Raw genomic sequence first — 13,247 nt, forward strand, 5'->3', positions numbered from 1 at the left:
TCTAGCTGGAGTTGTTATTTTGCCCGCGGATGGGCGGAGCGATAGGTATCTTGCATGCGCTGTTTGGTGACATGCGTGTAGATTTGGGTAGTCGATAGTGATGCGTGGCCGAGAAGCTCTTGTACGGATCTTAGGTCGGCACCGTGATCTAGCATGTGGGTGGCGAAGCTGTGGCGCAATTTGTGCGGGGTGACGTGAAAGGGAATGGTTGATTGTTGTAAGTACTTTTCTAGCAGTTTGCCAACCGAGCGGGTAGAGAGCCGTGTGCCAGATTTATTGAGAAATAGCGGGCCGCTATGAATTTGCGCGTCCTGACGGTAATGTTGGATGGCCTTCATGGCGTACGAGCCAATAGGCAGTAGTCGTTCTTTGCTGCCTTTGCCGACCACTCTGAGGGTTCCTGAATCGCTATCAAGGTCTTCTACGTTCAAGCTAACAAGCTCCGCTAGGCGTAGCCCAGACGAGTAGAATAACTCCATGATGGCAGCGTCGCGATGTTTCACCCACGGCTTTGCTTGTTTTGGTTGCTCTACTTTGTAGGGCATGTCTAGCAGCTCTTGCATTTGCGTAACGGAGAGCACCACTGGCAGCTTGCGTTTGGCCTTTGGTAGCATCACCTCTGAGACGGGGTTTTTTGCAAGTCCACGGCGTAATACGAGATACTGATAGAATGATCGCAGCGCTGAAAATCGTAGCCGGATAGTGCTCGCAGCTAGCCCTTCAAGGTGGAGGTGGTGAAGGTACTCACGGAACTGCTCACTGGTGCAGTCCTGCCAGCTGGAGAATGATTTTTCATTCCAGTTGGAGAAGTCTATCAATGCTTGTGTGTAGTTTCGTTTGGTGCGCGGTGAGGCATTTTTCTCAATGCTGAGAAAATCTAAGTAATCGTCAATTAAAGCATCACTGTGGTCATCCATCTGGCTGCCATGACAACATAAAATAGCCGCGCTGACACGTAGATACTTGCGAGATGGCAGATCGCATTGATAATGCGGCGCATGAGCGTGATTACAAAGCGAGGTGACCAAGGCCTGACCGATACAATGTTTGGCGGCAGAGTACCCAAAAATTCACCTAATGTGGTGGCGAGCGGAGTTGTCGATGAGCTCAATGCTTGTGTTGGATTAGCGCGAACCACAGCTGGTATGCCAGAGGCGGTGATCGCCATTTTACATCAGATTCAGGAAAAGTTGATAGGTTTGATGGGGGAGATCTCCGTCGACCCAGAAGCTAGAGAAAAGTACTACGAAAAAGGTTATTTGAGAATTGTTAGCGAGGACATCGGCTGGCTGGAAAATCTCGCATCAGAGATGGAGACGAAGTTTCAGGGTTGGGTGAAACCCGGTGAAAATGGTAGCCACCCAGCTGCTCATCTCGATCATTGCCGCACCGTGTGCCGACGCGCTGAGATTACTGCGTGGTCATTAGGTGATGGCGCTCCTGAGTTTGGACCCTTGTTTTTAAATAGGCTTTCTGACGTGTTTTGGCTGCTTTCTCGCGAAGTGGAGAAGGCAAAATGATCCGCGCAGAACTTTCTTCCTGAGGAGAATCATCTCAGAAGCATGGCTTTCATGATCATGAAAGAAAGCTCTTTTTATCTAGGTATACCTTTATGGCTATTAGATTAAGGAGTCGCGATTTCTTAACGGGCATAGCTGAAAGGTATTTGCATTCACAGGCACCTACATAATGATGATGAAAAATCCAGCGGCACTGGTCTTGGGCATGACCATATCCATTCTTAGCGGGGCGATTTCTGCTGAGCTAGAGAACCCATTTCAAACTCAGCTTAACCACTGGACTAGCCAGCTGAATGATTCTAACGAGGTTTCCAGAATCAAAGCTGTAGAACATCTATCTGCGATGCGAGCTACTGAGGCCGCCGAGCAAATTGTAGGCATGTTAGGTGATGAATGCCCACGAGTTCGCAGGGAGGCCGTGATGTACATGGCCTGGTCAGGAAAGCGACAGATGATGTTGCCATTGCTCAATGCCCTAGCTGATGACGATTGGACCGTTAGGAAAGCTGCACATCTAGGTTTAGAGCTGCATACGGGTTTACAGCTGGAATTCAACGCCCAGGAAAAACCACAGCTTAGGGCTGAGCAGATAGAGAAACTGCAAGATCGCCTAGCATTAATTCAGCTGGAATCGCATGTAGAGAGTTTGATGGCACAAGCTGAAGATGACCAGTTGCCCTACTTTAAGCGCTGTGATGCCTTGCGTGCAGTGGCGAGAATGGCAGATCCTAGTCCCGCTCTATCACAGCGTCTGATTGAGTTACTGCGGCCATACAAAGACATAAATTTGCAGCTAGATAAGCAGGTCTATAAAGATTCGATGTACTCTGATGAAGGGGCTAACGTACACCATCGTGCGGAGAAGCATTTCATTCAAGCTGGCATCAAGGCATTGGGGAAAATAGCCACGGCTGATTCTGCTGGAGAGCAATATCTAATTGAGTTGCTAGATAGGCCTGACTGGGCGGCATACGCGATGGAAGCGATGCTCGATTGTGGTGGCCCAGCGAGTGTGGATGCGGTGATGACGTACCTGCCAAAATTTTCCTTCAAGCCTGAAACCCGAGAAATCGGAGGGAATCGATATGGCAAACTAGTCGAAGTTTATCCATGGTATGATGCGCCAAATTTCTCCATGATTGATCGCGTTCCTCGCTTGTATTTCTCTGCATTGAGAGTGCTGAGCCGCTTGCCAATCAATGATGAGCAAAGCGTGAAAATGAAAGGGCTTACGCCTTATTTGGTGGTTGGAATTCCAAATAACTGGGACTCAACGATGATCTATCAACGTGAGCCAGTTCATGAAATGATTGGCTATTTGCTAGATATTGCAGACATGCGCCAGCCAGTGATCGATGCCGCTTTTAATGCTCTCGGAGAATCTCGTCCGCAGTCAGTATCTGGTAGCGAGATGGAGTTGGTAGAAAAGTTGGTTAATGATTACGTGAAGCTCGATACTGCGCGTAAACCACCCTACGCAGGTCATGTGTTAGCAGCTTTATGCAATGACAAGAGAGATGTGCCATCATTGCTAAAATTGCTAGAGTATCGCAGTGGTTGGGTGCGTATGGATGCGGCTAAGGCATTGATGGCAATGGATGCCCATGAGGCCGCTGATAAACTCCGCCAGCTACTAAGGCAGGCGCCCGATGATGCTAGCTACGGCGTGAGCATGGACTTTGAAACTTTCTATGATAAGGAGCATGGCGACGGATTTGATGAATTCAATGACCCTAGCCCGCGCTTCAAAGAAGCGTGGTTATTAGCATTAGGTAAGTTAGGCGACGATAGCGATATCGATCTACTTACTGAATTTGCCTTTAATGATAAAAATGTGCTAGAGGTTCAATACGCAGCAGCGAAAGCGCTGTGCAAAAAATCGGCCAGCAAGGTGGGGGCTGTATTGCAGCGGGTTGAGAGCCAGCATCCGTACTTTTCAATTAAGTTGTTAGCTAGAGAAGCGCTGTGGCAAAGGGGGCTAGAAAGAATTCCAGCTAGTCAAAATGCGCAGACACCAGCTGAGCAGATAGACGCGGGCTTAGTCGCTGATCAGAGCGAAAATTTCAGTTATGTTTTCATTCAAGCCGACCACGATATTGGCAATGATTATCAGATTTCCAAAGATCTAACGGCGTATGCGACAACGGACTCAGGTCCAACCTACCGCTATGGCAAAAACATCTTCAAATTCACCCCAAGCAGTGATGGCCAAGGTGAGTTACAGCAAGTGACCCAATTCACCAATGCCCATGTGGCTGACCTCGAGGTGCACTACGATGGTGAGTGGTTAGTCTTTGCGAAACGCGATGCCGATGGTGACGATCCATGGTGGCACTTGTTTGAGGTGAGGCAGGATGGCACTGGGCTAAAGCAGCTAACATTTGGTCCCTATCACGACGTGCAGCCAGTGCACATGCCTGATGGACGCATTGCATTTTCATCGACTAGATTAGGTTACCGCGACGAGTATCATGGCTATTTATCAACGGGCCTGACAACGATGAACCGTGACGGCTCAGATATCCGTGTGATTGGTTATAACTTTGGTCGTGACTCTGAAGCATCTATCAGCAGTGATGGGCGTTTGTTATTTACCCGTCTTGAGTTGTTTTATTCACGCTTGAAAACCGAGTGGAATTTGATGTCGGCATTCCCTGACGGCTATAGAGTGCAAACGCTTTACGGCCCAGAAAGGCGCCAGGCGTTTTTAAATATCAAGGGGGCCAACTCTGTTACAGCTCCTCGACACCGGCTATTGCGTATCACTCAGCCACAGCCATGGGGTAAAGATAAGTACATCATCAATAGCTTTGATGGACCGATGGTTATTGGCCCGGGTAAGCTAAAGGAGCGCAAGGTTATGCCTAACAGCGACTGGGCGGTGACTTGTCCCTATCCGCTGAATGACGAGGAATTGCTGGTATCTGCAGGTAAGCGACCACCGCTTGAGCAGCGCAGTCAGTTTCATCGCATAGATAACTGGGAACCTGTGAATCATGGAATCTACCGATTAAATGTTGAGACGGCTGAACTGACATTGGTTTACGATGATCCGAGCTATTCAGCGATTGAGGCTCGTCCTTTGAGACCACGTTTCCGCGAACCTATTCTGCCATCTAACTATCATGGCGAGAACCCTTCATTCACAGGCACGATGATGTGCAGTTCTGTAAAGAATACTCGCAAACCGCAAATTGCGGAGCGAGGAAAGTATGTCCGCATTAATGAGGGCATGCCGCAAATTGCTAGACATCAAACTCACAAAGATGGCGGTGTCGCCTGGCGCAATCATGGAGGTGCTGTTGGTCGCATATTGGGAACCGTGCCACTAGCTGATGATGGCAGCTTCAGTGTTGAAATTCCAGCTGATCGCATGGTTCACTTTCAAGTGCTAGATAGTGATAGACAAGTGGTTGGCAATGAGTTGATTTGGCAATACGTCAGACCTGGTGCCACCACTAGCTGCATTGGCTGCCATGAAAAACCAGACCTCGCGCCAGTATCTCAGCGCAGTTATCCGCTCGCCCTACGAGAGCCAGCTGTGCCCCTGATGCCGAGTAATGATGACATTATCTACCGTGCTAAAATGTGGTATAAAGGCTGGGCTCCTGATGAACGGGAAGAGCGTATTCGTACGGTAAATGCTATCAACAGCTTTGGCCGCGAGTAGGTCGTTGATAAATTAGTGAGCTTCTTAGCAAGTTAAAAACAAGCTGTGGAATGGTTTGTTTTTAAGCGTGTTAGGAATAAGGTGACAGGTTAAATGCAGTTGCGGTTAGTGTTAGTTTGCTGATAAACGCTCATTTATATTAGATTTCATGAGTCGTTGACTTAACTAGTTTTAGTTGTCCGATAGGTTTGTGTCTTTTAATTAGTGTATGGCGTAAATTGAAATCTCGCCTCGTTATCTAATGGTTTTAATCAGTATGATTACTTTTAATGTTTAAATCTCGTCTCGTTTAAATGTTAGGAGATTTTGCACAAACAAAAAACCAATAATGAAACGATATACAAGATGGGCTAATTTTCAGCCCGGGATTCTTAGTCTAGGGTTACTGGCGGCCTCGGCAGTCATCGCCCAAGCTGAAGAGCCCCAAATTACTGCAAGCGCGGAGCTCAATGAGCGAAGTGTGATTACGCCTGTCAACTTATCAGCAAGTGATAGTGTTGATACTCTACACAGGCTCTTAGATGACAACCTAACGACTCGATGGACGTCTAACGTGGTAGGTGTGGAGTTGATGCTTGAATACGATGATGACTACTTCTTTGACCATCTGGATATTGCTTTTTATAAGGGGAATGAACGAGTCTCATCATTTGAGTTGCACGCTTCTTTAGATGGAGAGAATTGGAATTTGCTAGGGAACTACAGCAGTCTTGAAGGCTCAGATCAGCTCGAGTCGTATGCTTTTACTTCTCAGCAGCTCCGTTTTATCAAGCTGATTGGGAAAGGGAATAGTGCAACTAATTGGACAACCATCTCTCAGATCAAATCTTATGAGTCTGTTGTCGTTGAGCCAGTCCCTCCAGTGTTAGAAGATGCTCACTTCAATATTGATGAAAATTCTGACGCTGGCGTGTTAGGAAGCATGGTAGCTAGCAACGCAGTTGCATTTGAAATCATTTCAGGCAACGAAGACGGTTATTTTTCCATTGATGATACGGGTGTTGTTTATGTTAACGAGTCATTGGATTTTGAAATTCAAAGCCAATACATTCTTGGAGTTAGAGCATGGAATGGCGAAGAAGACCCATTGTCAGCTGATGCTCAGCTAACGATTGAAGTTAACGACGTCTACGAAGGCCCTAATATGAGCTGGGGGATCCTGAAGGATGTATCTAGCAGCGAGTGGACGGAGATGACATTCCCAACTGGCTACAAGTCACCAGTGATTGTGGCGACGCCAATGTATCCCTATAATCGTGAAAAGGGTGCGGTGACTCGAATTCGTAATATTACAAATCGAGGTTTTGAGATTAAGTTAGACCGAGTCGATGGCAATACGGGCGAAATTCTATTAGATGTATCTATCTCTGTAGTCGAAGAGGGCGTATATACGGAGAATGTCGATGGTGCTAAGATGGAAGCGGCACAGTTTCTATCGGAGCGGGCAGACAGAAAGAACAACTGGGTTGGCAGTAAAGTTGATTATCAGCAGAGTTATGAGTCGCCTGTGGTCTTTGGCCAGGTGATGAGCTACAATAATGAGCGCTGGTCTGCATTCTGGAGCCGTGGAGCTAATTTCCGATTGCCAGCTGATGCGAAAAACTTCTACATTGGCAAACATGTCGGCGAGGATTTTGTTATAGAAAGACTAAGCGAGACCTTGGGCTACTACGTCATGGAAGAGTCTACTGGCGTGCTGAGCCACAGTGGCATTGCCTACCGAGCTGGAGTGGGGCCACAAACGGTGAGAGGTGTAGACAACGACATCGAAGGTTATTTTTATGAAACTAGCGGGTTAGATGAAGTTTTATCTGGTGTTCTATCAAGTGCTGGCATGACCGGTAACGATGGTGGTTTCCCTGCATTTTATGGTCATTATCCGATAGAGCGAAACCAAATCAATATTGTCGTTGATGAGGACCAGATGACTGATCAAGAAACCGCACATAATTTAGAAAGTTTATCATTCATGGTTTTGGGTGAGGGTGTTTCTGCTGGAAACAATCCACCTGAAGCGGTTGATGATCACGTTGAAATCGACGAGGGAACATCAGCATTGATAGATGTACTTGCGAATGATTCTGACGCCGATGGTGATAGGATTTACATCACTGCGGTAAGTTCACCTGCAAATGGAACAGCTACCAAGTCAGGCTCTAGCATTATCTATCAGCCAGCTGACGGTTTCTCTGGAGATGACCAATTTACTTATACTATCAGTGATGGGGTAGATAGCTCTACCGCGACTGTTTTTGTGTCGGTAAAAGCTATCAATCTGCCACCTGTTGCCACTCCTGTTACTGGAGTTAAGGTTGATGCAGGCCAAGAGGTATTGATCGATGTGATGGCTAATGATTACGACCCTAATGGTGACGTGATCAGCATCTACGCCTATAGCCAGCCAGCTAACGGCTCTGTGGAGCTGGTTGATGAACAGCTCTTGTATCGTCCGCGACTCGGCTTTACTGGGGTAGATACTTTCACCTATCAGATTACTGATGGTGAGTATGTTGTTCCTTCATCAGTGACGGTAGCTGTTTCTCAAGAGGGAAATCAGGCACCTGAGGCTACTGGCTTGAGCTATGATATTGGTTTGGGTGTTGAATACATCTCGCCAGTTAGTGTGTTGGATAACGACTTTGATGCTGACGGTGATGAACTTTATGCTTATCTGACACGTCAGGCGGAGTACGGCACGGTGCATCTAGATGAAGATGGATATTTTGTTTATGTGCCAGATGGCGAACGTGAGGGAATTGATACCTTTGAGTACATTGCCTTTGACGGATCGCTAGCTAGTAATCCAGTAACTGTGACTCTGCATTCTGATGGTGATAATCCGACAGGTAGATTAACTCGTTACTATTGGGATGGTATTCCTGGCTGGAAGATCGAAGATCTCACAGGTCATGTTGACTACCCAGATTACCCGAGCTGGAGTGATTATTTGAGTAGCTTTGAGACTGAGCCAGATCATGCTGATCACTATGGTCAGAGGATTTGTGGTTATGTTCATCCTCCAGTTGACGGTGAGTATACTTTCTATCTAGCAGCAAGTAATGAAGCCTACCTGTGGCTGAGTACTGATCGCTCTGAAGAGAATATTGAAAATATTGCCTACAGTATGAAGAAAGAGTGGCCAGGAGTGGCCTCAGTGAAGGTAAACTTAAGTGCTGCCGAGGCGTATTATATCGAAGTATTACACAAAGAGAATACAACTGCAGAGTATTTGCAGGTCTCTTGGACGGGCCCAGGGATTGATACTCCTGAGGTCATTTCATCTGAATATCTATCACATATCGAGTTGCCATTTTTTGATGAGTTAGTTGATAGTGATGTTGATTTTGTTTATGGCGACAGCTCGAACGTTCTGGAAGGCAACGTCGTAGGAGAGAACCAGCTTGTTAATGCTTGGGTTGAGTTAGTTGCAGGACCAAGCAAGGGCACTCTAATGCTTAACAAAGATGGCAGCTACAGATATTCACCTTATCCTGATGCTGAGGGCACAGATAGCTTCTCGTATCGCATCACTGATGGCATCCGCACACGCGGACCGATCACGGTGAGCATTAAGCTGAGCTACCAAGCTGGGCCGCCAATCTTGGTGGATGCCACTATGGCGACGCTAGAAGGTCAGGAAAAATCTATCGATCTAGCAGCAGAGAATACCTTAGCTGCTAGTGATGTGCTTGCGCTCGATATCTTGAGTGGCCCAGCTAATGGTTCACTAGAGAATGTTGGCAATGGTCTTGTAATCTATCAGCCAGACCTAGGCTATGTAGGTAGTGATATTTTCACATACAGTATCACGACATCAGGTGGCACTAGTGAAGTAGCAACGGTGAAAGTGAGCATTTTCAGGAATGAAACTCTCAGCGGTGGACTAACCTATGAGGTTCTAGCTGGTTATGATGGTAATATGGCCGATTTGATCGAGCTGCCAGAGGTGGGTGAAATATCTCACGTCTATGGTGATTATGTTAGCCCTGAACATGACGGCAGTCCAGCTGGCGTTAGACTATACGGATACATTCAGGTGCCATCAGATGGTTTCTATCGATTCACTCAGGAAGGATCTCTCAAGCCTCGTCTTTTTGTAAGTACGGACATGGATCCAGCTAATGCGGTGGAGGTGAACCGCTCCGGTAATATTAAGGAGTCCTTATATTTGGAAGCCGGTAAGCGTTATTATACCATCATGTATTACGTGATTACTGCGCCAGATCAGTTTGTTAGCATCAGCTGGGAAACTTTAGGCATAGGTGATATTCTACAGCCTGAAACGATCGGTTCTGAATATCTATCATGTTTTGAAAGTAATGCTCCAATGCAGATCAAAGATCAGAGTTATGCAGTTCTGCAAGGTCGTGCATTCTCACTTACCAGTGAGGCGATGAAGGCACTTGTGGTGCATCAACCTGAGCAAGAGCTGAGCTTTGAACTCGCAGAGGATGTTAGCCTGGGTAACTTGCACTTTAGCAGTGACGGTTCTTTCAGCTATAGCAGTGATGTGGCTGGAGAGACTGAGTTTAGTTTCACCGTTAGTGATGGCATCAATATGACTGCCACGGGCACGGTAAAACTATCAGTCAACGAGCAGAACCCGAACGTCGTTGTTAAAAGCTGGGCCAATGAGCTAGCTGGCGCTGATCTGGTAGCCTCTGCTGAAGCGGTTGGTATGTATGCTGTGGCTTCTCGTGAGAGCGGTCAGCTAGAGATCCGCGACATCCGTGGCGCGGTACAACGTGAAGTTACTAGTGAGCAAATTAGAGTATTGATGCCATGGGCGGACCTTCGCGGGAATGACTTCGGTATTAACTCCATGGCCTTCAGTATGTCTGGCCGATTATTATACATTGGTATATGCGCTAACGAAGAGAGCAGCTTAGGCAATGCTAACGAGAAGGATGCAATCTTGCGCTTCAACTACAATACCAATGAGTTGACCTTGTTTGCGCGCACCAACTTTGCAGCTGATGCTAACACGAAGTTAGAGATGCAGCACTACTTTGGCGAACTGTATGTGGGTACAAGCGAAGGTATTAATGTCTACTCGGCTCATAGTTCAGATAAGTCGGTGACTGTACCTAGCCGCCGCTACCCGTTTGGTGGTCAAGCAGTGCAGCGTTGTTCCATCTCCCTGGATTCCCATGGAGAAAAACTCTACGCAGTGGTCAATGATTCACTCTATCAGCTAGATGTGGCTGTTGATTTCGAATTGAACTATGAAGGGGTAGCGACATATCTGCATAAACCTGATGGTGAATTTAAATATCTAGCGGACATTGCGGATGTTGATTCTATGAGCTTTGCACGAAGCTACGGTGGTGAGGGTAACGATGGTCTTTATCTCTTGCAAAACCAAGGAGCGGGTAATTCCATGCTCTATCATGTGAGCAAAGATGACCTCAAAGCTGGTGAAAGCATCGCTTTGAATCCTTATTACATCTTCGAGAATGAAGGGGTAACGAGTATCAGTGCTACCGCATGTGGCCGCCTATTTGTAGGTGGTGAACAGGCAATGATGGTTTCTGATAGCCGCGATCAACGACTTGGTTTTGAAGATTGGCTGCTTGAGCAGTTCAAGAGCGAAATCAATGCGCTGAAAGCTCAGATGAGTCCTAACACAGCTGGTATGCGGGATTGGAATACCTGCTTTGCTTACAATGATTTTAAGCAATTCAATCGTGATGGCCTGTCTATCGCGAGCAAGTTTGTCTTAGCTGACATCATCCTAGGAGACCCAGATGCAGAACAGATTGTTGAAGAAATTATCTGTCGATATGCTGGTAATCTAGACGGTTATGATAGACCGGTAGAAACCAATGTGGATGGATTAGCTTGTAAATCCTATGATGAATACACTGGTGACGCAGCGCAATACGCGACGACATTGATGATTAAATTCACAATTAGTGCAGCGACTTCAGCCCTGAATCATTATGGGGATACTAATCCTAGAATCAAAGAGGCCTGTGAGCAGATACTCAAGCGTAGCTTCTACCGCTTAGGTGATTACTTCTCAGTGCCGATGCACATGGATAAGCCGTGTTACCCATATGGACCTGATCCAGATGTTAGGCAAATCGAGTGGAGCGGTGAGCATACCCCTGCGTGGGAGTTTGTAGCTGCACAAGACGTCTACGCGACTGACCGCATTATGGATGTTATTTCCGCACCAGAGAAGGTGCGTGAAGGGTCTACACTAACTTACAAGGGAGTGGCTGAAACCTTCTATCAGTACATCGAAGACGAGCCAGCGGTGGATACCAATTCAAATCACTACGATCTGTTTTTCCACTACGACTACACGACTCGCATGTATACCGACCCTGCGTGGAAACAGCATTTCTATAACCTAGTCTTCAGTCTATCAGCTTGGGTTGATGATCATAAACTGCCGTATCTAGCAGGCTTTAGTTTTGGTGATGCCCCATCCATGCCGGAGAAAGGGTTCATCAATACTGAAGGCACCTTTGTAAGCCGCATCACACGCCCTCGTATGGATGTGACTGAGCTGAGCCGCTGCATGACATACTCTATCATGGGGGATACTTGGCCAGCTGTAGGCGTCTACCTTGGCTACCGTGAAGGTCTTATGGTTAGAGGTCATACCCGTGCTGGTTGGGATGGCAAAAGCTACGAATATTCTATGTTCGATCGCTGGAGCCGTCTGGTTCCAGATTGGATTCCAAATGGAAGAATCTTCGACCGCTTTGGTCCGCTAGGTTCTGCTGAGCTAATCAAGCCTGGCACATTACTATCAGGATCCTATCTCGGTAGTTATATCCGTGAGACCTCTGTAAGCCAGAACGAACAGGGTCAGGATGTGGTAGACTTCAGCCAGATCACACCGCGCCGCGTTTTGGCTAGCGATGATGGTGGTGAAAGCTGGGTGTCTTATGGATTCCAGTATGCACCATTCACTCTGAGCAATGGCAAACAACACGGGGACTATCAGATCGTTGATCCAGAGGGTCAGCACTTGATGACGGTGATGGAAAATGTTGATTTCGAATCAGGCAACCTAGATGGCTGGGTAAGTTCTGGGGCGGCTGATTTCCAGCTGGTATCAGGTGCTCAGTCAGTCATTTCTGGTGACTACTCAGTTAGCGTTAGTTCCGCTGCTGGTAGCTCCATGCTAACACAAACCATCGATCTTGGTGAAGACTTCGCCAATACACGTTATATCGTGCGTGGTAATGTGATCGGTGATGGCTCGTCTAGCTCGCTAGATAGAGCGCTCATGGTAGCACGTTGGGATGATAATGCAGATCCAGCAGACGGGGTATTAATGACTGTGGAGTCTGACAAGGTAGATCTAGCCAGTGGATTACACGAGTTCCAGCTCGGGTTGGAGAAAGGGCCAGCTCAAGCACGTTACCTGCATCTATCATTTGCGGTAGAGGGAGCGGAGTCATCTACAGGCAGCTTCACTTTTGATAACCTATCACTCATTCGTTTGGGTGCAGTGGTTGAGAGTGGTGATGACCTTGGTCTTGAATCAGGAACCTTCGACAGCTGGACATCTGCTGACGGGTTTAGCCAATTCAACCTGACTGATGATCCAGCTCTGGTTAAGGATGGTAACTATGCATTGTTAGTAGAAACCACTCCATCTTCCGGCAACAAATCGGAGATGAGCCAAGTGCTAGATATCTCAGCTGACCCAATTGGCACACGCTACATATTCAAGCTGAACATCGACGCGGTCAACCAGACCAATACTGATGTGACCTTGTATACGACTATGCGTGGCGAGGGGATGAATTACAAACTATCCCAGATGATCGTAGAGCCTTACCATAAGGATAAGGAATATACCTTCACCATGCGTAAGGTAAGCGAGGCTGCCACTGAGCTTGAGCTGCTCTTTGAGAGCAAACTACTCAAGTTAGAAGGCGCTGAGAACGACCAGATCGTTATCGATAAGATCGAGATCTTCAAAGAGCCATCATGGCCAACTGCTCAAGGTTGGAGAAACATGACGCATACGAAGTAAGATTGATTTTGAGTTGATATCATAGCCAGCCGCTCACCCAACTTCGGGTGGGCGG

Annotated in this window: 4 protein-coding genes; 3 read left to right on the forward strand and 1 reads right to left on the reverse strand. The window is 47.1% G+C overall.

Annotated features, from left to right (window positions below; genetic code table 11):
* Positions 1–14: 14 nt before the first annotated feature.
* Complete coding sequence (gene xerC, locus JIN82_RS13675) at positions 15–917, reverse strand: tyrosine recombinase XerC (protein ID WP_200312221.1); 903 nt, start codon at positions 915–917, stop codon at positions 15–17.
* Positions 918–998: 81 nt separating this feature from the next.
* Here xerC and JIN82_RS13680 point away from each other — a divergent pair, with 81 nt between their 5' ends.
* The 3 genes from JIN82_RS13680 to JIN82_RS13690 all read left to right on the forward strand — a co-directional run bounded on the left by JIN82_RS13680 (position 999) and on the right by JIN82_RS13690 (position 13,192).
* Entirely contained in the window at positions 999–1,520 is a 522-nt protein-coding gene (locus JIN82_RS13680) for an ATP:cob(I)alamin adenosyltransferase (protein WP_200312222.1), read from the forward strand.
* Positions 1,521–1,689: 169 nt separating this feature from the next.
* Positions 1,690–5,190, forward strand: a complete 3,501-nt coding sequence (locus JIN82_RS13685; RefSeq protein WP_200312223.1) for a HEAT repeat domain-containing protein — start codon at positions 1,690–1,692, stop codon at positions 5,188–5,190.
* Between the two features lie 460 nt (positions 5,191–5,650).
* Positions 5,651–13,192 (forward strand): Ig-like domain-containing protein, encoded by a 7,542-nt coding sequence (locus JIN82_RS13690; protein WP_200312224.1) that lies wholly within the window; start codon positions 5,651–5,653, stop codon positions 13,190–13,192.
* The last annotated feature ends 55 nt before the right edge of the window (positions 13,193–13,247 follow it).

It is taken from the genome of Persicirhabdus sediminis, assembly GCF_016595495.1.
In the GTDB taxonomy this organism is placed as follows: domain Bacteria; phylum Verrucomicrobiota; class Verrucomicrobiia; order Verrucomicrobiales; family Akkermansiaceae; genus Persicirhabdus; species Persicirhabdus sediminis.